Source organism: Haloechinothrix alba (assembly GCF_900188115.1).
GTDB lineage: Bacteria > Actinomycetota > Actinomycetes > Mycobacteriales > Pseudonocardiaceae > Haloechinothrix > Haloechinothrix alba.
The window spans coordinates 135,808-158,210 of sequence record NZ_FZNW01000014.1 but is presented as its reverse complement, the minus strand read 5'-3'; the positions used below and the strand labels follow the sequence as shown (position 1 = coordinate 158,210).

The 22,403-nt window shown below is 68.7% G+C and carries 23 protein-coding genes, 2 tRNA genes, 2 pseudogenes and 1 riboswitch; of the genes and pseudogenes, 9 read left to right on the top strand and 18 right to left on the bottom strand.

Features of this window, described 5'->3' with window-relative positions:
• Window positions 1-161 (bottom strand): annotated as a pseudogene (locus tag CHB84_RS22450) (IS3-like element IS987 family transposase); the annotation flags it as partial.
• Window positions 162-625: 464 nt separating this feature from the next.
• Between CHB84_RS22450 and CHB84_RS15005 the strand changes: the two are divergent.
• Complete coding sequence (locus tag CHB84_RS15005; protein ID WP_089302232.1) at window positions 626-922, top strand: hypothetical protein; 297 nt, start codon at window positions 626-628, stop codon at window positions 920-922.
• 392 nt (window positions 923-1,314) lie between these two features.
• Entirely contained in the window at window positions 1,315-2,232 is a 918-nt protein-coding gene (locus CHB84_RS15000) for an alpha/beta hydrolase (RefSeq protein ID WP_176439978.1), read from the top strand.
• A gap of 33 nt (window positions 2,233-2,265) precedes the next feature.
• On the opposite strand, the gene lpdA is transcribed toward CHB84_RS15000, so the two are convergent.
• The 3 genes and pseudogenes from lpdA to CHB84_RS14985 form a co-directional block, all read right to left on the bottom strand.
• Window positions 2,266-3,666: a dihydrolipoyl dehydrogenase gene (gene lpdA / locus CHB84_RS14995; RefSeq protein WP_089302230.1), complete on the bottom strand. Its 1,401-nt coding sequence runs from the start codon at window positions 3,664-3,666 to the stop codon at window positions 2,266-2,268.
• 63 nt (window positions 3,667-3,729) lie between these two features.
• On the bottom strand, window positions 3,730-4,491 hold the full coding sequence (locus CHB84_RS14990) for an ABC transporter permease (RefSeq protein WP_089302229.1): 762 nt from the start codon (window positions 4,489-4,491) through the stop codon (window positions 3,730-3,732).
• Window positions 4,492-4,675: 184 nt separating this feature from the next.
• Window positions 4,676-5,195, bottom strand: a pseudogene (locus tag CHB84_RS14985) (ABC transporter ATP-binding protein); the annotation flags it as partial.
• A 146-nt stretch (window positions 5,196-5,341) separates the two neighbouring features.
• A riboswitch (cobalamin riboswitch) is annotated at window positions 5,342-5,539 on the top strand.
• Between the two features lie 61 nt (window positions 5,540-5,600).
• Between CHB84_RS14985 and CHB84_RS14980 the strand changes: the two are divergent.
• The 4 genes from CHB84_RS14980 (at window position 5,601) to CHB84_RS14965 (ending at window position 9,069) form a co-directional block, all read left to right on the top strand.
• Window positions 5,601-6,659 (top strand): ABC transporter substrate-binding protein, encoded by a 1,059-nt coding sequence (locus tag CHB84_RS14980; RefSeq protein WP_245818763.1) that lies wholly within the window; start codon window positions 5,601-5,603, stop codon window positions 6,657-6,659.
• A 15-nt stretch (window positions 6,660-6,674) separates the two neighbouring features.
• Complete coding sequence (locus CHB84_RS14975) at window positions 6,675-7,709, top strand: FecCD family ABC transporter permease (RefSeq protein WP_089302228.1); 1,035 nt, start codon at window positions 6,675-6,677, stop codon at window positions 7,707-7,709.
• The gene (locus CHB84_RS14970; RefSeq protein WP_089302227.1) at window positions 7,706-8,524 is read left to right on the top strand and encodes an ABC transporter ATP-binding protein; all 819 of its coding nucleotides are present in this window, start codon (window positions 7,706-7,708) and stop codon (window positions 8,522-8,524) included. Before CHB84_RS14975 ends, CHB84_RS14970 begins: the two co-directional genes overlap by 4 nt.
• Window positions 8,525-8,981: 457 nt before the next feature.
• Window positions 8,982-9,069: transfer RNA gene (locus CHB84_RS14965), tRNA-Ser, on the top strand.
• Window positions 9,070-9,173: 104 nt separating this feature from the next.
• Here CHB84_RS14965 and CHB84_RS14960 read toward each other — a convergent pair.
• Both CHB84_RS14960 and CHB84_RS14955 read right to left on the bottom strand, forming a co-directional pair.
• Entirely contained in the window at window positions 9,174-9,821 is a 648-nt protein-coding gene (locus CHB84_RS14960; RefSeq protein WP_089302226.1) for a class I SAM-dependent methyltransferase, read from the bottom strand.
• A 235-nt stretch (window positions 9,822-10,056) separates the two neighbouring features.
• Window positions 10,057-10,437, bottom strand: a complete 381-nt coding sequence (locus tag CHB84_RS14955; protein ID WP_089302225.1) for a MerR family transcriptional regulator — start codon at window positions 10,435-10,437, stop codon at window positions 10,057-10,059.
• Between the two features lie 80 nt (window positions 10,438-10,517).
• Between CHB84_RS14955 and CHB84_RS14950 the strand changes: the two genes are divergently transcribed.
• Window positions 10,518-10,823, top strand: coding sequence for a hypothetical protein (locus tag CHB84_RS14950; RefSeq protein ID WP_089302224.1), 306 nt, complete (start codon window positions 10,518-10,520; stop codon window positions 10,821-10,823).
• 66 nt (window positions 10,824-10,889) lie between these two features.
• Here the strand turns inward: CHB84_RS14950 and CHB84_RS14945 are convergent, their stop codons facing one another.
• From CHB84_RS14945 to CHB84_RS14890, 12 genes are all read right to left on the bottom strand, one after another.
• Window positions 10,890-11,459, bottom strand: a complete 570-nt coding sequence (locus CHB84_RS14945) for a DUF3558 family protein (protein ID WP_089302223.1) — start codon at window positions 11,457-11,459, stop codon at window positions 10,890-10,892.
• An 82-nt stretch (window positions 11,460-11,541) separates the two neighbouring features.
• Window positions 11,542-12,108 carry a DUF3558 family protein gene (locus CHB84_RS14940; protein ID WP_089302222.1) on the bottom strand — a complete coding sequence of 189 codons (567 nt, stop codon included), beginning with the start codon at window positions 12,106-12,108 and terminating at the stop codon, window positions 11,542-11,544.
• Entirely contained in the window at window positions 12,108-12,605 is a 498-nt protein-coding gene (locus CHB84_RS14935) for a hypothetical protein (protein WP_089302221.1), read from the bottom strand. Before CHB84_RS14935 ends, CHB84_RS14940 begins: the two co-directional genes overlap by 1 nt.
• Window positions 12,606-12,697: 92 nt before the next feature.
• Window positions 12,698-13,510: an ESX secretion-associated protein EspG gene (locus CHB84_RS14930; RefSeq protein ID WP_141134704.1), complete on the bottom strand. Its 813-nt coding sequence runs from the start codon at window positions 13,508-13,510 to the stop codon at window positions 12,698-12,700.
• A gap of 45 nt (window positions 13,511-13,555) precedes the next feature.
• Complete coding sequence (locus CHB84_RS14925; protein WP_089302219.1) at window positions 13,556-15,445, bottom strand: endonuclease/exonuclease/phosphatase family protein; 1,890 nt, start codon at window positions 15,443-15,445, stop codon at window positions 13,556-13,558.
• A gap of 81 nt (window positions 15,446-15,526) precedes the next feature.
• Window positions 15,527-15,979 carry a limonene-1,2-epoxide hydrolase family protein gene (locus CHB84_RS14920; RefSeq protein ID WP_089302218.1) on the bottom strand — a complete coding sequence of 151 codons (453 nt, stop codon included), beginning with the start codon at window positions 15,977-15,979 and terminating at the stop codon, window positions 15,527-15,529.
• Window positions 15,980-16,080: 101 nt separating this feature from the next.
• A complete protein-coding gene (locus CHB84_RS14915; RefSeq protein ID WP_089302217.1) occupies window positions 16,081-16,524 on the bottom strand; it encodes a DoxX family protein in 444 nt (147 codons plus the stop codon).
• 191 nt (window positions 16,525-16,715) lie between these two features.
• Entirely contained in the window at window positions 16,716-18,416 is a 1,701-nt protein-coding gene (gene ilvD, locus CHB84_RS14910) for a dihydroxy-acid dehydratase (protein ID WP_089302216.1), read from the bottom strand.
• 201 nt (window positions 18,417-18,617) lie between these two features.
• Window positions 18,618-18,704, bottom strand: a tRNA-Ser gene (locus CHB84_RS14905).
• An 83-nt stretch (window positions 18,705-18,787) separates the two neighbouring features.
• Window positions 18,788-19,045, bottom strand: a complete 258-nt coding sequence (locus CHB84_RS14900; protein ID WP_089302215.1) for a CsbD family protein — start codon at window positions 19,043-19,045, stop codon at window positions 18,788-18,790.
• A 100-nt stretch (window positions 19,046-19,145) separates the two neighbouring features.
• A complete protein-coding gene (locus CHB84_RS14895; RefSeq protein WP_089302214.1) occupies window positions 19,146-19,625 on the bottom strand; it encodes a nucleoside deaminase in 480 nt (159 codons plus the stop codon).
• A 5-nt stretch (window positions 19,626-19,630) separates the two neighbouring features.
• Window positions 19,631-20,113 carry a tRNA adenosine deaminase-associated protein gene (locus CHB84_RS14890; RefSeq protein WP_089302213.1) on the bottom strand — a complete coding sequence of 161 codons (483 nt, stop codon included), beginning with the start codon at window positions 20,111-20,113 and terminating at the stop codon, window positions 19,631-19,633.
• Window positions 20,114-20,184: 71 nt separating this feature from the next.
• Here CHB84_RS14890 and CHB84_RS14885 point away from each other — a divergent pair, with 71 nt between their 5' ends.
• On the top strand, window positions 20,185-21,420 hold the full coding sequence (locus CHB84_RS14885) for a M20 metallopeptidase family protein (RefSeq protein ID WP_089302212.1): 1,236 nt from the start codon (window positions 20,185-20,187) through the stop codon (window positions 21,418-21,420).
• A gap of 6 nt (window positions 21,421-21,426) precedes the next feature.
• Window positions 21,427-22,398, top strand: coding sequence for a prephenate dehydrogenase (locus tag CHB84_RS14880; RefSeq protein ID WP_089302211.1), 972 nt, complete (start codon window positions 21,427-21,429; stop codon window positions 22,396-22,398).
• The last annotated feature ends 5 nt before the right edge of the window (window positions 22,399-22,403 follow it).

The window sequence follows — 22,403 nt, the reverse complement described above, 5'->3', positions numbered from 1 at the left end:
ACCCACTTACGGACTGTCTCCGGCGTACCTACCCCGAGCAGCTCGGCCACCGCGGTCATCGCGGCCCACTCCGACTCATGCTGGCCGCGCACCTCGCCAAACATGCGAACCGCGCGCTCACGCAGCTCCGGCGGGTACCTCCGCGATGTGTTCCCTGACATGACCCCATCCTTCCCAAAGACTGGAGTCTCCAGACACACCGGGGCGACTCAGACATCGCGGGCTGTCGCGCTGTGTTGCCGGATCTTGGAGATGTCGAGAGCGTGCAGCGAGGGCTCGAGCGGGCGCACAAGCTGACGATAGAGAACGTACGAGACTACAATGTTGACCCTCACCAGGGCGGTTACAGCGCGTTGCATTTGTAGTGCCGACGTGATGGGTTCAAGGTTGAGTTACAGCTTCGAACGGAGCGTCAGCAAGAGTGGGCTGAACTGGTAGAACAGTTTGACAAGTCGCTGGGCACCGACCTCAAGCACGAAGATGGCCCGCAAGTCTTGCTTGACTACTTTCGAGAGCTTGATCACTACTTCCGGAGACTCGACGATGGTATTGACATGATGCACACAGAGTTGTCCGCTCTGCGGAGCGCTACGCAAGCCGCGCGAGACTGGCTGACGAGGGAGGTGTGACCGTGTTTGACGAAGATACATGGTTCTTGCTCGTACAGCATCGGAGCAAAGGCAAGACTGACGTTGAGTCCTTCTCCGACTACTTCGCGGCGGCTCGTGCGTACAACGAGGCCGAACACAGGTACAAGTCGCAGCTGTCGAGCACTGACGCGGACGTGGATGTCTTACTAGTAGGTGCCGCCAGCCTTGATCTTGTCAAAGAGAGGTACCCGAGTTATTTCGGCGAGGCGACATCGAAGGCCGATAGGGTGACAGGCCTGCTCAACACGATGCAACCGGTACCGGCCCAGTAGGTACCCTTCGTATACGTCAGGTTCGTTTCGACCTCGTTCAAGCCGTCGACAGTCCCGTAGTCCGCTCACAGCTAGGCGGCACCATCGGGAGCCATTTCAATAACGTCCATAATGCGTTCTTCCCACTTGCCCATCGTTCTCACCATCGAGTAATTCCGCTGTACTTCGGCCACGGATGCACGTTATGGCTCGCGAATCGCATGGTCATCGGTTTCCTGACCACTCACGTATTGATCATGTGGGGAGCGTACTCGTGCCACCTGTCACCGGGACGTAGGCGTTGGCCGTGGTTCACGAGGGAATGTTGGGGCATGTTGCCGTGTGACAGTGACGGGCTTGTCCGTACCGGCGCCGAGTTCCGGTAAGGGTTCGTTTCTGCGAGGATGGGTTCCGTGCCGACTGTGTCGTACGAGACCATAAGTCACTGGCGGCGATACCTCGAGCTCTACCCACCCGAGCTATCGGGCGCTCCAGGTGTGGCCGAGGAGTGGTGGCACTGGCGTGGACTCGACGTGCACCTGGATCGGCTCGAAGCGCCCGACGCTCGATTCGTCGCCGTCCTCGTGCACGGTGCCGGTGGCGACGGACGCATGCTGGCCCCGTTCGCCAAGCTCATCGGGGGCACGCGCGCCGAGGTAGTCGCTCCGGACCTGCCGGGTTACGGGCTGACCCGTACTGACGAGCCGTTGGACTACGGTATGTGGGCCGAGTGTGTGGCGGACTTGGTCGAGGTAGAGCGGCAGCGTTCGGGACGGCCGATTGTGCTTTTCGGCGCGAGCATGGGTGGCATGGTGGCGTACGACGTGGCGGCGACCGCCGGAGCGGCAGGTTTGATCGTCACGTGTTTGCTTGATCCCCGCGACCCGGTAGTCCGGCGGGTTGCCGCGCGAACGCCGTTGCTCGGCACCGCGGCTCCTGCGATGCTGCGCCGTCTTGCCTTCGCTGATCGAGTGCAGCTGCCGATCCGCTGGGTGGTGAACATGGCAGCCATGTCCAACGACCCCCGGCTGAACGATCTTGTTGCGTCCGACCCCGCAGGCGGCGGGAACAGCGTCTCGTTGCGCTTCCTGCGTACCTTCATGACCTCACAACCGGCGGTCGAACCCGAGCAATTCACCGCATGTCCGGTATTGCTGACCCACCCCGGCGCGGATCGGTGGACTCCCGTCGACGTGAGCCGGCCGTTCTTCGAACGGATTGCCGCGCCCAAGGAACTGGTCGTGCTCGCCAACGCCGGGCACCTGCCCGTGGAGCAACCGGGCCTCGGCCAGTTCGAGCGCGCTGTTGGCCGGTTCATCGACGCACTGTGACAGGGCCGTGTATCGACGGTGCGCCCCATCTGCCTACATGTTGATCATGTGGCCTGCCAGGCCGTGGACGGCTTCCTTCACCGACTCGCTCAGGCTCGGGTGCGCGTGCACGTTGCGCGCGACCTCGTGCACCGTCAGATCCCACTGCTGCGCCAGGGTCAGCTCCGGGAGCAGCTCGGTGACCTCCGGCCCGATCAGGTGCCCGCCGAGCAGCTCGCCGTAGCGCTTGTCGCTGATCAGCTTCACGAACCCGGTGGTGTCGCCGAGCCCGTGCGCCTTGCCGTTGGCCATGAACGGGAACTTCGCCACCTCGATGTCGTGCCCGCGCTCGCGGGCCTCCTGCTCGGAGTAGCCGAAGCTGGCGATCTGCGGCTGGCAGTAGGTCGCCCGCGGGATCATGTCGTAGTCCAGTGCCATCGTCTCGGCGCCACCGATCGTCTCAGCAGCGACGATCCCCATCGCCTCCGCGGTGTGCGCCAGCATCAGCTTCGCAGTCACGTCACCGATGGCGAACACGTTCGGGACCGAGGTCCGGCACTCGTCGTCCACCTCGATCGCGCCGCGCTCGCTCAGCCGCACCCCGAGGGTGTCCAGCCCGTAACCGTCCACTCTGGGCTGGAACCCGATCGCCTGGAGCACCTTGTCCGTCTCCAGGGTGCGCTGTTGCCCGTCCTGCGAGACCGTGACGGTCACCTTCGCTCCCGAGTCGTCGATCGAGTCCACCCGGGTTCCGGTGAGCACCTCGATACCCATGCGCTTGTAGCGCCTGGCCAGCTCCTTGGAGACGTCCGGATCCTCGAGCGGCACCATCCGGTCGAGGAACTCAACGATCGTCACCTGCACGCCGTAGTTGTGCAGCACGTACGCGAACTCCACACCGATCGCGCCCGCACCTGCGATGACGATGCTCTCCGGCAGCTCATCGGCCAGGATCTGCTCCTCGTAGGTGACTACGCGTCCGGACAGCTGCGTACCCGGAAGCAGCTTCGTCGTCGCTCCGGTCGCGATGATGCAGTTGTCGAAGGAGACCGTCTCGGTACCGCCGTCGGCGGTGGCGACCTCGATCGTGTTCGCGCCGGTGAACCGGCCCCAGCCCTCGAACTGCGTGATCTTGTTCTTCTTCATCAGGTAGTGCACGCCCTTGACCCGCCCGTCGGCGACGGTGCGGCTGCGCTGGTAGGCGACCGAGTAGTCCACCCGGACGGAACCGTCCACCGAGATCCCGAACGTGCTCGCCTCGTGCTGGAACAGGTGCACCAGCTCGGCGTTGCGCAGCAGTGCCTTCGACGGGATACATCCGACGTTGAGGCACACCCCTCCCCAGTACTTCTCCTCGATGACGGCCACGGACTGCCCCAGCTGCGCCGCCCGGATCGCCGCTACATACCCACCGGGTCCCGCGCCGAGGACCACGACATCGAAGTGCTTGCTCATGGCTACAGAGCATATGGGACGGCCTCCCGGCGGGTACGCGGCCAGTGGCGCCGCACACCCTCGCTACACGCGCAGCCGCTGGGCCTGGTCGAACAGGCGTCGTTGCCCGAGATGCACGGCTACCGCAGCGGCCAGCGCGGCCGCGCCGAGGATCATGTACATGACCACGATCTGGTAGCGGATCGCGGTCAGCGGGTCCACCCCGGCCAGGATCAAGCCGGTCATCGCCCCCGGCAGACTGATCAGCCCCACCACCTTCGTCGCGTCGATCGCAGGCAGCAACGCCGCCCGGGCCGCCGAGCGGCGATGGGGGCCGAACGCCTCTGCCGAGTCCATCCCCAACGACAGCCGCGCCTCGATCTCCGCGCGGGAGTCGTCGACGTGCTCGGCCAGCCGCAGCAGCACGAGCCCGACCGCCTGCATCGAGTTCGCCACGATCATGCCGCCGATCGGCACGATCACCGACGGCCTGCCGGGGAACACGTCCAGCAGCAACAGCACCGCCAGCGCCACACCCGCGCCCGAGGCCACCGACACCGTGGCGATGATCTTCGCGCGCGGCACACCCTTGCCGCGACGCCCGGCGACCTGCCCGGCGATGACCACCATGAGCACGACCCAGCCGAGCGCACCGAGCGCACCGCCGTGCTCGAAGATCACGACGAGGACCATGCCCACCGCGACGAGCTGCACGAAGGCGCGTACTGCGGCGAGGAGAACGTCCTTGCTCAGGCCGAGTCGCTGGTGGGCTGCCACGAGCACCGCGACGGCGACCAGCAGCACCGATGTGCCCACCTCGAGCCAACCCAGCTCCGTCCCGTTCACGCTGTCTCCTCCAGGTACGTCAGCTCGCCCGGTGGGCCGCTGTCGGCGACCCTGCCTGCCACGAGCACCGCCGCGTGGTCGGCGATCCTGCGCACCTGCTCGGTGGCGTGGCTGACGAGCAGGACGGTGACGTTGTTGCGCACGAGCGATCGCACGGCGTTCTCGATCGCCGTCGCGCTCTCGGAGTCCAGCGCCGCCGTGGGTTCGTCGAGCAACAGCACATCGGGCTCCAGCGCGAGCGACCTCGCCAGCGCCAGGCGCTGCGCCTCCCCGCCGGACAGGGCTGCCGTCTCCCGACCGGCCAGGCCGGCGTCCAGACCGACCCGCCCCAGCAACTCCGCGATCCGCTCCTCGCCGAGCGCACCGGCCCCGACGGCCACCTCCTCGGCGGCCGTGCCTGCAAGCAGCACCGGGTTCTGCGCCACCAGCTGCACCCGCCTGCGCAGCTCCAGGACGTCCCACTCGGCCACCGGCACACCGCGGTAGTACACGGCACCGCTGTCCGGCTCCGCCAGCCGGGTCAGCACACGCAGCAGTGTGGACTTACCCGAGCCGCTCCTCCCCACCAGCGCCGTGCAGCGGCCAACGGGCACGCGGAGCGAGACCCGGTCGAGCACGGTCGTATCACCCCTCCGGAGCACGACCTCGTCGATCGCGAATGCGTGTTCCTCGGCCACACCACTCCCGCCCTGGGTTCGGCTCATGAGCCGGGCGCCCCGTGACACCCGATGCCGCACGGACTCGCGCAGCGTAGTACCCCACCGCGACGCCGGCATGGCCAGCACCGCACCGCCGCCCGCGGCACGTGGCATCGGGCACAGCGGGTACTCGCGAGAACCGGCGGGCCACTAGGATCCCTCTACGAGCCAGTCGCCCCCGCTACCGGGGCAGGGAATCCGGTCGAAGGCCGGAGCTGACGCGCAGCGGTAGGGGTAACGGGCGAGGAGGTCGGCACGTCCGACCCGCACCACTGGGCACCACGCGCCCGGGAAGGTTCCTCGCCCGGATGAGCCCGAGCCCGAAGACCTGCTGGCTCCCGGGGCGGAACATGCCCACGTCCCGGACCGCTACCGACCGGGCCCCGCGTACGGGCCCTGAGCGAGGACACCATGTCACCCATTCCGACCCGCGCCGGCATGCGCGTGCCTGGCACCCACCGTGCGGCGACCCCGCTCGCCGCCCTGCTCGTCGCGGCGCTGACCCTGGCAGGCTGTGCAGGCCAGGCCACATCGGACGGCATCACCGACCCGGGTAACGACGCCGACCCGGTCACGCTGAGCAACTGCGACCAGCAGGTCACCGTGGAGGAGCCACCCGAGCGCGCCGTCAGCCTCAACCAGGGGACCACCGAGCTCATGCTCGCCCTCGGCCTGGAGGATCGCATGGTCGGCACGGCCACGTGGACCGACCCGATACGCGAGGACCTGGCCGAGGCCAACGACCAGGTCCCCCGGCTGGCCGACGACACCCCGTCATTCGAGAGCGTCCTCGACACCGAACCCGACTTCGTGATCGGCGCCTACCACGCGATGTTCACCGACGGGCGCGTCGCCCCGCGCGAGCGGTTCGAAGAGCTCGGCGTCCCCACCTACCTGTCCCCGTCGAGCTGCGAGCCGGAGGCCGCCGAGCTGGACGAGCCCGTCGAGCTCGAGGACCTCTACGGCGAGATCGCCGACGTCGCCGAGATCTTCGGCGTTCCCGAGCGCGGCGAGGACCTCATCGACGAACTACGCGAGCGGGTCGGCGAGGCCGTGGACCGTGTACGGCGCGCCGACGTGCCCGAGTCGACGTCGGTGATGTTCTGGTTCGCCCAGACCGACGCCCCGTACATGGCGGGCGCCACCGGTGCGCCCGCCGCGATGACCAGGGAGCTCGGCGTCGACAACTCCTACAGCGATGTCGACTCGATGTGGCCGCAGGTGAACTGGGAGGACGTGCTCGACCGGGACCCGGACCTGCTCGTACTCGGCGACCTCACCCGCGACGGGGAGGGGCAGAGCGTAGAGTCGAAAACCGGCTTCCTGGAGAACGACCCCGCCGTTTCCGAGCTGTCGGTCGTGGACGACCAGCGGTGGATGCCGATGACGGGCTCCGAGCTGAACATCACGATCCGTACCGTCGACGGGATCGAGTCGCTGGCGGACACCCTCGTCGAGCTGCACGGCTGAGCCGGGTAGCCGGCCATGCGAGACGGCACCGCCGTACACACCCGCCGGGCGGCCGGGATCGTGGCTGTCGGGATCCCCGCTCTCGTGCTGTCGATGATGGTGGTCGCCACGATCGGCCCGGCAGGGCTCACCGTTGCCGACGTCGCCGCGATCCTTGGCGAGCAGTTCGGGATCGGCAGCGCCGACGTCTCGCGGATCGGCACGGGAATCGTCATGGACCTGCGGTTGCCCCGCATCCTGCTGGCCGCCATCTGCGGGGCGGGGCTCGGCGTCTGCGGCGCGGTACTGCAGTCGCTGCTGCGCAACCCGCTGGCCGACCCGTTCCTGCTCGGCATCTCCGGCGGGGCCTCCACAGGGGCTGTGCTGGTGATCGTGCTCGGGCTGGGCGCGGGAACGATCAGCCTGGCGGCCGGTGCGTTCCTCGGCGCGATCATCGCGTTCGCGCTCGTGATGGTGCTGGCCACGGTCGCAGGCGGTGGCACGAGCCGGGTGATCCTGGCGGGGGTCGCGGGTACCCAGCTGTTCTCCGCCCTCACCTCGTTCATCGTGATCACCTCGGCCGACGCGGAACAGACGCGGAGCGTGCTGTACTGGCTGCTCGGCTCGCTCTCCGGCGCGCGCTGGGGCGACGTGGTGATCACCGGACTGGTGTCCCTGGTGGGGCTGGTCGTCTGCCTCTCGCGAGCCGGCTCGCTCGACGCGTTCGCGTTCGGGCAGGACTCCGCGGCCTCGCTCGGCGTGCACGTTCGCGCCCTGCGCTGGCTGCTGCTCACCGTCACAGCGCTACTCACGGCCACGCTGGTGGCCGTGTCCGGCGTGATCGGGTTCGTCGGACTGGTCCTGCCACACGCCGCCCGGATGCTCGTGGGTCCGGGGCACAGGGCCTCCCTGCCGGTGACCGCCGTGCTCGGCGCCGTGCTGCTGGTATGGGTGGACACGCTCGCGCGGACGGTGGCAGAACCGGAGGAGATCCCGGTCGGGGTGGGCACCGCGCTGGTCGGTGTCCCGGTGTTCATCGCGATCCTCGCGCGACGGAAGGTGGCTTCATGAGCATCCAGGTGCGCGGCGCGTCCTGGTGGGCGGGCGGCTCGCGGATCGTGAACCGGGTGAGCCTGGAGGTGCCCGTCGGCGGCATGCTCGGGCTCATCGGGCCGAACGGCTCCGGCAAGTCGTCGCTGCTGCGCCTGATCGCGGGACTGCGCGCGCCGTCCGAGGGCGCGGTACTGCTCGACGGGCGGAACATCACCGGGCTCAGCAGGCGTGACCTCGCCAGGCGGGTGGCATTCGTCGAGCAGGAGGTCTCCACCGAGGTGGACCTGACCGTCACAGACGTCGTCGCGCTCGGACGGACCCCACACCGCAGCGCCTGGGGCGGCTCCCGGGACGGTGACGGGCCCGCGATCGACCACGCGCTCCGGTGCGCAGGGTTGGTCGACCTGCGACACCGCCGCTGGCACAGCCTTTCCGGTGGTGAGCGGCAACGCACCCAGATCGCGCGGGCGCTCGCCCAGGAACCGTCCGAGCTACTTCTCGACGAGCCGACCAACCATCTGGACGTCGCTCACCAGCTCGAGCTGCTCGACCTGGTGAGCCGCCTGCCCCTGACCAGCGTCGTGGCACTGCACGATCTCAACCTGGCGGCGATGTTCTGTGACGCCGTGCTCGTGCTGTCCGGTGGGGAAGTCGTCGCGGACGGCTCGCCCGGGGACGTGCTGACCGAGGACCTCGTCCGGCGGGTCTACGACGTCGACTGCGCAGTCGCACACGAGCCGGACAGCGCCCGGCCGCATATCAAGTTCCTGCCGCCGCGACGGCGCGCGACCGGGACACCGCACGCGACCGCCGGGTATGCCGATCGGGCATAACGCCATACCGACCCGGTCTTGGACCGGCAGGGGCACAGCGGGATCCGATGGACGTTACGACGTTTCATCCCGCACCAACACTGGAAGGCCCCTGCGACGACCGGTCGGGCACCGGCACCGCGCAGTCCACCAACTACGTCCGGGCGAACCGACCAGGGACAACACGATCACCGCACGCCATGTCGAGCTCGATTTCTGGGCAGTCTGCCGTGTTTCCGGGAGAGCACGTCCCGCACGTTCGGTGCACGCGCCGACGTCCGGTCGTTCGCCCCGCGGCTGTCACGGCCCTTCGGGGTCGTCCACCCGCCGGCACCCTCGGGCACGCCGCCCGGGCATTTCTCACGGTCGCGGCACGCCAACCCGTGACCGCCGGCGAAGGCGTGGCGACCAGCGATCACGCGCATGCGTCTCCCGCCCCGTAGGAGCGGCACGAGGCACGTCGGGTATGCTGTTCGGCGGAGGATTGGCCGAGCGGCCTAAGGCGCACGATTGGAAATCGTGTAAGGGTAACACCTTCACGGGTTCGAATCCCGTATCCTCCGCCAGCTCACCAGGGAAAGCGCCGGGAACCCGTACGGGTACGCCCGGCGCTTTCTCGTTGCACGGCTGCGCGCCGGGCTCCGGACACGCTCCGGTGATCCGCGGGTGCTCAGCCCGAAGGCCGCTGATCCGGGTGGCGCTTGCGCGCCCGGAGCACAGCGTCGCGAACGGTCGTCTCGTAGCCGTCGTGCCCGGTGGCTGACCGGGTCCTGGTCTCGGCGACGACGATGTCCCACCGGCCGGGTTCGAGGTCGGCCGCGATCTCCTCGGCGGTGAAGTGCACGTCTGGCGTGGCGGCATGCGATGCGGTGGCCGGGTCCGATGGGTGGTGGCCGACGATGAGCAGCGTTCCGCCCGGCACGACCGAGGCCGCCAACCGGTCGAACAGCGCCCCGCGCGATGCCGCCGCGTGCACGTAGTGGGTGGAGACGAGGTCGAACTCGTCCTCGGCAGGCTTCCAGCTGGTCAGATCGGCCTGCAGCCAGTCGATCCTGCTCGCGATCTCGGAGCCGGCGGTCTCGGCGTGCTCCTGCGCGTGGCGCAACGCGGTTGCGGCGATGTCCACTGCGGTCACCTGCCAGCCGCGCGAAGCGAGCCACACGGCGTCGGCTCCCTCGCCGCAGCCTGCGTCGAGTGCCGATCCGGGTGCGAGATCAGCGGCTTCCGCCACGAGCTGCGGATTGGGCTGCCTTCCGCAGGCGACCGTCCGGCCGCGGTAGCGTTCTTCCCAGAACGCCTGATCGAACTCTTCGGACACAAGGACTCCTTCCCGTGGGGTCGCGGGCCGCGGCGACGATCGCCGGTGCGCGCATCGGCGCCCCGGTCAACCCCCGCACCGCCAGCGCCGCGCACCACCAGCTTCCAGCCCTCCCGCCATTGACCGGGCATCGCGACAACCTGCACGTGAACCATGCGGGAGCACCGGCAACGGGCGCAATTCTCGTTGCGGGTTCGGCAAACCAGGCGCACGGCAACGTGCCCGCGGCATCATGTCATGCGGGGTCGGCAGCCGACTCGTGATGCACGGGGCAGCCCTCGAGGTCCGCGCAGCCACACGCCAGGGCCGCGTCGATCAGCTCTTGCGCCTGCCGCAACGCGCGGATTCCGGCTTCGAGGTCGGCGCGCTTGCGGTGCGCGAGCGCATGCCAGCCTTCACCGCTGGACAGCAGCTCGGCGATCTCCTCGAGCGTGCAGCCTGCCTGCCGGAAGTACCCGATGACCCGCAGGCGAACGAGCACCTCGGGCCGGTAGAAGCGGCCCCTGCCGTCGCGGCCCTCCGAGACGATGAGCCCGATCCGCTCGTAGTACCGCAGCGCAGAACCCGCGACACCCGTGCGGCGGGCGACCTCACCGATCGACAATGTCCCGCTCATGTCGCTCCTTGACTTGAAGTCCACTTCAAACAATACCGTCACGGCATCAGCGAACGCCACGACAACACAGGGGGCACCGGATGACCGACGATGAGGCGTTCACCTGCCAGCTGAGCGAGCAGGACGTCAGGCGCCGCGACGAGAACGACCGCGCGCTGGCGGCCGAGCTGGCTGGATACGAGTGGGAAGACGACCGCCACGCGGTACTGACATTCGCGTCCCGGAGTGATCACCTGGTGCGCGAGTTCGTCCGGGAGGAGTCGGGGTGCTGCTCGTTCTTCGACTTCGACATCCGCGACACGGGCGATGCCGTACGGTTGCGTGTATCCGCACCACACGGCGCCGAGCAGATGCTGCAAGCCCTGGTCAGCGCTTTTCAGGGGTGAGGACCACCGGGGCACCACAGTGAGCACGGGAGCGGGCCACCCGACGCACCGCGGCAGACCGTGCTCTCAGCCGGGGCCGCCGGGCAGCATCGGCTCCAACCGCTCCGCCAGCTCCTCGACGAACGCACACGCCTCGTCGGTGTCGCCGTGCCGCATATTCACCCCGACAACGGCACGCGAGTCGGGACGCACCTCCATGGAGACGTTGCAGCTACCCCCGGCGCCGATGGCATCACGAATCTGCATCGCATGCCGCTGGTTCACAGTTCCCAGGTGAAGCTTCTCCTTGTCGAACACAAACTCGTCATAGACGTACCCCGGCTGCAGGTCCAGTCCGGCAGTACCCGTGCCCGACTTACTGGACATGCAACCGTTCTCCCCGCCGGCGGTCTCCACCTCACCCGGCGGGAAGCCTTCACCCTCCAGCGCATCGTCGAGCAAATCACACGCTTCCAGCCCGTCGAGAGGATCACCGCTCGTGGCATCCGAGTCCGCGCCGTCCGAACCCTGACTGGAGTGGTCTCCAGCCGAGGTCGGGCCCGGATCGCCACTACTTTCCTGCGTGAAACCGGCCAGGATCAGCAGCGATGCCGATGCCGCCACGAACCAGCCGACCGGTCCCCATGATGCTCGCATCAGTCGAGCCCCATGTTCCGGAACGTCATGCTGTGCGCTTCCTCGGTCTCGTCGTAGTTCCGCCGGGCGGCACAACCCGCTCTCAGCCAGCGTCGCCGGGCAGCATCGGCTCCAACCGCTCCGCCAGCTCCTCGACGAACGCACACGCCTCATCGGTGTCGCTCTCGCGCAATGAGACCGACACAATCGCACGCGAGTTCGGCTCGACATGAAGCGACACATCGCACGACCCCTCGGCACCGATGGCTTCCCTGACCTGATTGGCAGGTCTATCGTTAACATCGCCAGGAAAGATCTTCTCCGGCGCGTAACTCAGCTCGTCGTAAGCATAGTCAGACTGCAGGTTTAGACCTACTGCGGCAAATTCGGACTTGCTGGACTGACATGCGTTCTCTCCGCCAGCAGTCGATTCCTCGCCTGGTGGGAAATCTTCGCCGCGCAACACGTCATCCAAGAGATCGCATGATTCGACCCCGGCGAACACTTCGGCAGCCTTGTCCGGCTCAGACGGCCGGTTCTGCTCCCTATTCTCATCGCCCGCCGGTTCTGCGGACGGGTTACCGTCACTTGACTGTGCGCAAGCAACCAGGAGAACGAATGCGGTCGCCCCAACGAACAATTGCGCAAACCGCGTCCGTGAGCCGCACATCAGTCGAGCCCCATGTTCCGGAACGTCATGCTGTACGCTTCCTCGGTCTCGTCGTAGTTCCGCCGGGCGGCGAGCAACGCCTCCCTGGCATCCTCGAACGCCGCCTTCATCTTCTCGAGGTTCGGGATCAACGACTGCTCGTCACCGTCGATCACCTTGACATTGTGATCCGCTACCTCCATCGCGAACGGGCTCGAACCGAGCTTCGCCCGTTGTGTGAGCTGCCGGAGATTGAGCTCCTGATCCTTGTAGCCATCCAGGAACAGGTCGATCGCCTTGAGGTAGCGCCGCATACCTTCCTCGTTGATCGCGAACTGACCGTTGCTCGCCATCTCCTTCAACCGGGCCGCACCCGATTGGAAACGTTCCACCTGCTCGCTGTCGGTGACATCCGCGGTGAATCCCGACGTCAGGAACTCGGCACCCGCACCGGCACCAGAGTTGTCACCCCCGTCACCGGCCAACGAGTCCTCGCTGAAGCTCGCACCACCTGCCATGACATATCACCCTCCGCACAGAACCGGTCACTACTGTAATGGGTACCGGGATCGCCGTGGGGTGATTCGGCCAACGAGCCTCACGCCCCACGTCAACCCGTGGCGCGCCGCGCGAACGAGACCTCCTCGTGCAACCAGCGCGCCACGTGCGAACCGTCCGAAGGGATGAAGTTCAGCCGTGTCTTGCCGTCCCCGGCCTGTTGCACACCGACCACGTACCGGCCGCGGTCGGTGTCGAAGAACTGCATCGTCCCGACGTGGCCGAGGTTGCCGCGGTCCCGCAGGTACAGCTCGAACCCGCCGCACAGGACCACGGGCCACTGGGAGAACGCCCGCACACCTTCCTTGTCCCGCCGCTCGTACCGCCTGGCCTGCTCGGCCACCGTGGGCATCCCGGCGCCTTCCTCGGTGTCGGTGACCCGCCGACCAGACTCCACCAGCACCGAACACGGCTCGACCGGCAGCGCCCTGTGCGGCGGCAGCATGCCCGTCACGTGATCGATCACCCGTTCGGCAGGAACCAGCGCGAACCGGATCGACTCAGCCACCTGCTCGGAGAACACACCCAGCTCGCGCCCCGCGACCGCCCGGTAGAGCACCTGCGGCGGGTCGAAGTCCTGCTCCGCTCGCACCACGACGAGCAGGTCCGGCGCGGTCCACACGCGCAGGGCGGCCTCGACGTCGCCGTCGACCCGCGTACCGTCGGTCAGCCCGTCCTCGCGCAGCCGCTGCCACACCCTGCCGACATAGGCACGCCGTTCCTCCACCGTCACGCCACGATGCGGTATGTCGAACGGTTGCCAGCTACGCGGCACTCCGAGCCACTCGGCGATCACCTCGACAGCGGCCGCCTCCAGCGAGAACTCGTCCGGCATTCCCGCCCACTCCTCACGGTCAGAAACCACCTCGCCACCGGCAGCCACGGTACCGCGTGCCGCATGGGCCCGCCGTCAGTCGCCGCCCGCCGGCCGGAACCGCACGAGCGTGGGGTCGTGGTCGCTGGTCCGTTCGTGGAACTCCGCGTTGATGTGGATCACCTCGAACTCCACATCGCGCGCCGCACGCGTGACGAGCATGTGATCAAGCGCCTGGGAGCGTCCCTCGAATACGGTGGTGTAGCGCTCGTTCTCGGGCAGCTTCTCGATCAGGGCGTCCAACGCGCCGTCGGAGGTCAGCGCACCAACGGCCGGGGAGAACGCGTAATCGTTCAAGTCACCCGCGACCAGCACGTTCGCCTCCGCGTCCACGTCGAGCACCGCGTCGACGAAACCCCGAACCAGCTCGGCCTGCTGGATCCGCTGCTCCTCCGATACCCGCTCCGGAGGCTGGAACCGCCCGTGGACCGGCTGGTCGCCACGTTTGGAGTTGAAGTGGTTTCCGATCACGAATACTCTCCGACCGTCCACATCGAACTCGCCGACCAGCGGCTTGCGGCTGTCCCGCCATGCCTGGTGCTCCGGGTCGATCCGGCCCGGCGACACCGACAGCCGCGGGGACCCCTCACTCGACTCCACCTCGACCGCAGTGGTCGCGTCCCCGCCGGGACGGTCCACGAACGTCACCCGGTCCGGGTCGTACAGGAATGCGACCCGGATGTTGCCGCCCGGTTGACCACCGTCCTTCCCCTCCTCGGGGCTGATCTGCCGCCACTCGTACCGGGGACCACCCGCATCGACGATCGCGCCGGCGAGCCGGTCGAGCGTCACGTCCGCGTCCACAACGCCGTCCCCCTCACCCTCCGCGCCGGTGTTGTCCTGCACCTCCTCGAGGGTCAGGATGTCAGGGGTCGCGAGGTTGTCCACCACACTCCGCGCGAGGGCGTCGAAGCGTTTCTGAGAGTCCACTCCGGACAAGTTCTCGACGTTGTAGTTGACCACAGCCAGTTCATCGGCATCATGCTCGCCGGCGACCTCCCGTTCCAGCCCTCCGGACCGCACCTCGCCGAGCTCGGTGGCCTGCAGCGTGTAGCCGCCGAAACGGTCGTAACTGACCGGGCCCGCGGTGACCCCGGCGAGCGTGTCGCCCGTATCGACCTCGGGGAACGGCCGCTCGCTGAACGGGATCAACTGCTTGATCTTGAGCACGCCCGTGTTGTCGTTGTCGTATCCGGTGTAGACGGTCCCGCCGCGCGGGCTGGGGTACTGCTCGGGCTTCGTGGTGACGTACAGCTCGTCGTACTCGGTCGTCGGCCCGACGACCGGCACGTCCCGCACGGCGCCGAGCATGCCCTCGCGGGACTCCCAGAAGTCCAGCGCGTAGGTGCCCGGTTCCAGCTCCAGTTCCTCGATGTTGCCGCCCGGCGCCGGAGCCAGTTCCCCGGGAACCGTGTCGGGTTTGACAAGCTCCGGTTCGGGAACTGCGTTGCCGGACGAGGCGACCGTCCATTCCGCGTCGATCAGCTCCGTCGTCGACGGGTACGGCCCGCCGTCCTCACCCCGCGGGTAGTACTCCTGCACGGTGCCGGTGACCGCGACCTCGTCACCGGGCTCCACCTCTGGAGTGGTGTCACCGGTGAACACGAACAGCCCCGCGCTGGCGCGGGGGTCGTCGCTGCCGTCCGGGTCCTGGAACCAGAACCCGCGCTTGGAGCCGAACGATCGCCGTGCGGTCACGATGCCGGGCACGTCCTCGACCCGCTCACCGTCGAGCGGGGAGAGGCGGGTAGTTCCCTGGATGTCGCCGATTCGCGCCTGCCCGGGATCGACACCCGCGTCACCGGAGGTGCAGGCGGTCAGCAGCCCCGCTCGAGCCACGCCGCCGGACGCGGGGGCGATCGCACCACCGGCGAGCACGGCCACCGCGATACCGCCGAGCAGCAGGCGCCGACCTCGTGTGCTCACACCCCGGTCCCTTCCTCGACAACCGTCCTGGACGCACCCTCGCCTACCCCGGTGAACGAGGGAAGAAGCCGGAGCGACACCTCAGGAACGGCTGCCGGCCACCCGTCGACGGATCGCGTTCGCGAGCACCCCGACCCAGCCACGCGCGCTGGACGCCAGCACCGTGGCCCAGTCGAAGTAGTCGCGCCACAGCACGATCTTCCCGTCACGCAACTCGAACGTGCCGCACACCCAGAACCGCGCACGCCAGCTTCCCGCGATGAGCACGTCGGTGCGCTCGGTCAGCACCGTGTCGCCGTTGGCGGCGATGCGGTGCGTGTGCGCCTCGAAACCGGTGCCGTACCGGACCATCAGCCGCAGCTGCTTGCTCACGGCGCCGATACCTCTTGCCGGCGGCAGCGGCACGTTCTGGTACACCACGTCCTCGGCAAGGTACGACAGCGCACGCTCCAGGTCGAAGTCCTCGAGCGCACCGAGGAACTCCTCGACCGTGGCGATCTCGCGCGTCCTCTCCGCAGCGACCGGTTCGGGCATGCTGACCTCCCGCGGCTCGTGACTGGACAACCGTGCCGACCGTACCGCGTCGCACGGTGTGCCGCTGCGGTATCGCGGCGGCCACTCCGGGAACCGGACGGCTACGCCCGTCCCCTTTCCCTCCCGGCGAGCAAGCCGAACAACCGTGCCGTGCGATCCCGGCGCCACCACGCGATGACCGCCATCACAACGATCACGATGAGCGGCGTGGCGGCGTTCTCCCCGCCCAACACGGCCAGTTCGTACGTGAACGCGCCGATCATCAGGCCGATGAACGCCAGCGCTGCGACCCCGCACAGCAGTGGGATCAGCAGGGCGACGGCACCGGCCAGCTCCAGGGCACCGACCAGGTACATGAACCACGTACCGTGGCCGATCCGGTCGAAGATCTCGACTGCCGAGGAATGCGCGATGAGCTTGGGCAAGGCGCTGGCCAGCGCGAAGAATGCCGCTGCGAGAACTTGCAGGGTCCACAGCGCGACGTTGGCGCGCTTGCCGAGCAGCGGCGTCCGCACGGCGCCACCCCCGTCGTATCTCCCGGTCATCTCGATCCTCCCGTGCGGTAAGCCCGTGGTGGCTTGCTCGCAGGGATAGACCGGCGACCCGTACGAAACTCATCGGCCGTGCCGGGAGCCCGAAGCAGGGTGCCTGCCCAACGCACGCACGGTGCCGGGAGACCCAACTCGGGGTGTCGAGGGGACCGACACAGTGGGTCGGGACGGCCGACACGGCGGGGTCAGCCGCAGACGGCTCCGTCCTCGGCCGAGCCAACGAGCTTGGCGTACTTGGCGAGCACTCCCGACGTGTAGCGGGGCTCGCGCGGCTTCCAGTTCTCCTTGCGCCGCGCCAGCTCGTCCGGGTCGACCAACACGTCCAGCGTGCGCTCGTTCAGGTCGAGCCGGACGCGGTCCCCGTCCTCGACCAGCGCGATCGGCCCACCGTGCGCAGCCTCGGGAGCCACGTGCCCGATGCACGGCCCGTGCGTCGCTCCGGAGAACCGGCCGTCGGTCATCAGCAGCACGTCCGAGCCCAGCCCGGCACCCTTGATCGCCGCGGTCACCGCGAGCATCTCCCGCATCCCGGGACCGCCCGCAGGCCCCTCGTAGCGGATCACGACCGCGTCGCCGGGGTTGATCCGTCCCGAGGTGACCGCTGCCATCGCGTCCTGCTCGTCGTCGAAGACCCGCGCGGTCCCCTCCGTGACAGCCTGGGTCAGCGAGGCGCTCTTGACCACAGCCCCCTCCGGAGCGAGGCTGCCACGCAGGATCGTGAGCCCGCCCGTCTCGGCCAGCGGGGACGACGCCGCGGCGATGATCTTGCCGTCCGGGTCGGGCGGGGCGATCTCCGCGAGGTTCTCGGCCATCGTCCTGCCGGTCACGGTGCGCACGTTCCCGTGCAGCAGGCCCGCGTCCAGCAGCGCCTTCATCACCACCGGCACTCCGCCGATGCTGTCGATGTCGCTCATCACGTAGCGCCCGAAGGGCTTCACGTCCGCCAGCAGCGGGGTACGCTCGCCGATCCGGTTGAACTCGTCGATGTCCAGGTCCACACGCGCCTCGCGCGCGATCGCCAGCAGGTGCAGTACCGCGTTCGTGGACCCACCGAGCGCGGTCACCACGGTGATCGCGTTCTCGAAGGCCTCCCTGGTGAGCACCTGGCGGGCGGTGATGCCCTTGTTGATGAGCTCGATGACGGCCTCGCCGGACTTCTGCGCGTAGCTGTCCCGCCGCTTGTCCGGGGCAGGCGGCGACGCGCTGCCGGGCAGCGACATGCCGAGCGCCTCTGCTGCGGCCGCCATGGTGTTCGCGGTGAACATCCCGCCACAGGCTCCCTCGCCCGGGCAGGCGTGCCGCTCGATCTCCTCCAGCTCATCGGTGCTGATCCGGCCCAGCGCGCAGGCCCCGACACCTTCGAACGCGTCCTGGATGGTGATGTCGTTGTCCCCCAGGTGCCCGGGCAACGTCGAACCGGCGTAGAGGAACACCGAGGCCAGGTCCAGCCGCGCGGCAGCCATCAGCATGCCGGGCAACGACTTGTCGCACCCGGCGAGCAGGATCGTGCCGTCCAGCCGCTCGGCATGCACCACGCACTCCACGGAGTCGGCGATCACCTCCCGGCTCACCAGCGAGGCGCGCATTCCCTCGTGCCCCATCGAGATGCCGTCGGAGACGGAGATGGTGCCGAACTCCATCGGGAAGCCGCCCGCGTCCCGCACCCCGATCTTGGACTCGTCGGCCAGCCGGGCGAGCGAGAGGTTGCACGGGGTGATCTGGTTCCACGAGGACGCGATACCGATCTGCGACTTCTCGAAGTCGGAGTCGGTCATGCCGACCGCACGCAGCATCGCTCGCGCGGGCGTGCGCTCGTAACCACCCGTCACTTCCGTGCTCCGGGGTTTACGCCCACGCGCGACCCGAGCTTCTTCGCTGTTTTCCATCAGATCATCGACTCCGGTGTGTATCGCGATGGCGTGTGAGGGCTTTCACCACTCGAACGACATAACCCTGTGATCGTAACGTCGTTCTACATCCGGCGCGCAGGCGCGATGGCGATCCGGTGGCGGATGCGACCAACGCCACACCTACTCAGCAGAAAACGCCGCCGCTCCACGAGTGCGAAGCGGCGGCGTTTCACCGTGCGGTAGCGGTGGGATTCGAACCCACGGACGGGGTCAACCGTCACTCGCTTTCGAGGCGAGCTCCTTAGGCCGCTCGGACACGCTACCGCCGACAAGGCTACCTGCCCGCCTCAGCCGGATCCGGAAAGGGGGGCTCCCCTCGCGCGTGAACGGCATCCCCCGGCATGCGTTCAGTCCTCGTCGTCGAACCTGTCGTCCCGCTTGCCCTTGGCGTCCGAGATCGCTCCGCCTGCCTTGTCCCTGGCTTGCTCGGCCGCGTCCTCGGCCTTGTCCGTCAACTCGTTGCCTGCTTCCTTCGCCTGCCCCTCGAGGCGGTCCGCCTTGCCGGAGTCGGCGAGCTCGTCGTCGCCCGCGACCTCGCCCGCCTTCTCCTTGGCGCTGCCCGCGGCCTGCCCGGCCCTGTTCCTGATCTTGTCGAGGATGCCCATGGCGTCTCCCTGTTGTCGGGACGGACCCGCGTCCTTGCCGCTCGGGTCCTCCTCCACGATTGCGCCTCGAGCGGCGGTTTTCACGGCGCGACGGACATCTTCACTCCGTGGGGGGATCGCCGCGATGAGCAGCGAAGAACTCGTCGAGCAACGCCGAGCACTCCCCGGCGAGCACCCCGCCGATGACCTCGGGCCGGTGATTGAGGCGCCGGTCACGCACCACGTCCCACAACGAGCCGACCGCCCCGGTCCGCGGCTCCCACGCCCCGAAGACCAGCCGCGAGACCCGCGCGAGCACCAGTGCACCGGCGCACATCGTGCAGGGCTCGACCGTCACCGCGAGCGTGCAGCCGCTCAGCCGCCACCCGTCGCCCCACCGCGCCGCCGCCGAGCGGAGCGCGAGTACCTCGGCATGCGCCGTGGGGTCGCCGAGCGCCTCACGGGCGTTGCAAGCGCGAGCGAGCTCGGTGCCGTCCGGGGCGAACACCGCGGCCCCGACCGGCACGTCGGCCTCCTCACGAGCCGGGCGAGCGGCATCGATGGCCACGCGCACCAGCTCGGCGTGCTCGCGCTCACGCACCCGAATCAGTCCTGGTCGAGTACCTCGCCGAGGGCCTCGGCGAACCCGCACCGCTGGGCGATCATCTGCAGCTGCTCGTCCGGGTACAGCTCGATCTCGGCGGCGATCATCTCCAACTCGTCGGCAGGCAGGCCGAAGTCCGCCAGGATATCCAGATCCCCCTCGGACCACACCTCGTCGTCGTCCTCCCCCGGCGTCGGGACGCGGAGCACGTCGAGCACGTCGGCGGCGATGTCGTAGTCGAGCGCGGCAGCCGCGTCGGACAGCAGCAGGGATATCTTGCTCGGCGACGGGCGGATCACGACGAAGAACTCGTCATCGACGGCGAGCAGCCCGAGCACGGCACCGCTGGTTCTGACCTTGCGCAGCTCTGTCAGCGCCGCGTCCAGCTCGGTCAGTGCGCTCGGATCGAGCGTGCTGCACTGCCAGTTACCGTCTTCCCGCACGGCAGCGATCGCGAACCCCGCGATCGACTCTCGCTCCGCCATGCGCACACGGTATTCCCCTCACGGCCGGAACGCATACCGGAATACCAAGAATCGTGCCAAGATCACTCCGTATGGACCGAGCGGACTCCGAAGGCGACCGTGCCCACCCTCCGCGCGACCTCGCCTGGTTACTCAGCGAAGCCGTGGAACTACAGGACCGCACGATCGCGGTACGGCGCGCGATACACCGCAGACCCGAACTGGGACTCGACCTCCCCCGCACGCGGCAGACCCTGCTCGACGAGCTTGCCGATCTCCCGCTGGAGATCACCTGCGCCGACAGCACAAGCGGGGTGACAGCCGTACTACGCGGAGCTCGCCCCGGGCCCACGATCCTGCTGCGTGCCGATATGGACGCCCTACCCCTGCGGGAGGACACCGGCCTGGACTTCGCCTCCACGGTCGACGGGGTCATGCACGCCTGCGGGCACGACACCCACGTAGCGATGCTCAGCTCGGCGGCCCGGTTGCTCGCCGCGCACACCGACGAGCTGCCCGGCTCGGTGGTGCTGATGTTCCAGCCGGGCGAGGAAGGGCACCACGGGGCGCGGTACATGCTCGACGACGGGGTGCTCGACGCCGCCGGAGGACGTGTGACACGCGCCTTCGCCCTGCACATCCAGGGCAATACCCCGTCAGGGCAGGTATCCACCCGGCCCGGCCCGATCCTCGCCGCGGCAGACCAGTTCCGGGTGCTGGTCAGAGGAAGGGGCGGGCACGGTTCGGCGCCGCACGGCGCGTGTGACCCGATACCAGCGGCGGCCGAGATGGTCGGCGCACTACAGGCGAACGTGACCAGGAAGATCGACCCGTTCGACCCCGCCGTGCTGACGGTGACGCGCATGTCCGCAGGCACCACGTCCAACATCATCCCGGAGTCCGCCGAGCTGGAGGGCACGATCCGCACCCTCTCGGCGGACAACAGGAAGCTGCTGCACGACACGCTTGCCCGGGTGTGCGAGCACGTCGGCGCCGCGCACGGCTGCGAGGTCGAGGTCAGGCTGGAGACCGGTTACCCGCCGACGGTCACCTCCTCAGGCGAGTCGGACCGGACACTCGAGCTGGCGAAGGCGGTGCTCGGCGAGAAGCACGCCGAACCGATGGCCCAGCCGCTGATGGGCGCGGAGGACTTCTCCTACGTGCTGGAACGCGTACCCGGCTCGTTCGCGTTCCTCGGCGCCTGCCCACCGGGAACGGACCTCGACACCGCTCCGGCGAACCACTCCAACCGGGTGGTGTTCGACGAGGCCGCGCTACCGCACGGCGTGGCGATGTACGCGGCGTTCGCGCTCGACGCGCGTGCATGAGGCAGGATGGCGCGCGTGCGAGACGTATGCGTGGTCGGGCTCGGGCTGATCGGCGGGTCGGTGTTGCGCGCGGCAGCCCGGGCGGGCCGGAAGGTGTGGGGTGCGGCCGAGGCCCCCGAGGACGTCGCGGCCGCCACCGCCGACGGGTTCGACGTGCACACCGATGTCGGCGCGGCGTTGCGGCGAGCCGCGGAGCAGGACGCGATCGTCGTGCTCGCGGTCCCGCTGACAGCGATCGACGCGGTACTGGGCGCGGTGGCCGAGCATGCCCCACGCTGTGTGCTCACCGACGTCACAAGCGTCAAGCGACCGGTGTCCGAGCGGGTCGGCCGCCTGGTGCCGAACGCGGCGTTCGTCGGCGGCCACCCGATGACCGGGTCCACCCGTTCCGGCTGGGCGGCCGGTGACGCCGCGCTGTTCGACGGCGCAGCGTGGGTGATCTGCGCCGAGGACGGCGACCTCACACCGTGGGCCGAGATCGCCCGGCTCGCCCTCGACGCGGGGGCACACGTGGTCCCCACCTCGGCGGCAGAGCACGACGCGGCGGTGGCGCGCATCTCGCACCTGCCACACATCCTGTCCGCGGTGCTGGCCAGCGTCGGCGCGCAAGGCGGGCCACTGGCGATGGCGCTGGCCGCGGGGTCGTTCACCGACGGCACCCGGGTCGCGGGCGGTCGGCCCGAGCTGACCACGGCGATGACCGAAGGCAACCGGGAGGCCCTGCTACCGGCCATCGACGAGGCGCTCGGAATGCTCGGCGCGGCGCGCGGGGCGCTTGCCTCCACAGGGTCGTTGCGCGCGACGATCATGAGCGGGCACCGGGGCGCGACCGAGCTGGCCCAGAGCCGGACCCGCGAGCGAGCCGAGGTGCGGATCGACCTCGCCGGACCCGAGGCCGCCCATGCCCTGCGCACGCTCGGCGCGCAAGGTGGCAGGGTCACCGCGCTGGACGGCACCGTCGCCACGGCTGCCGTGTAGCGCGT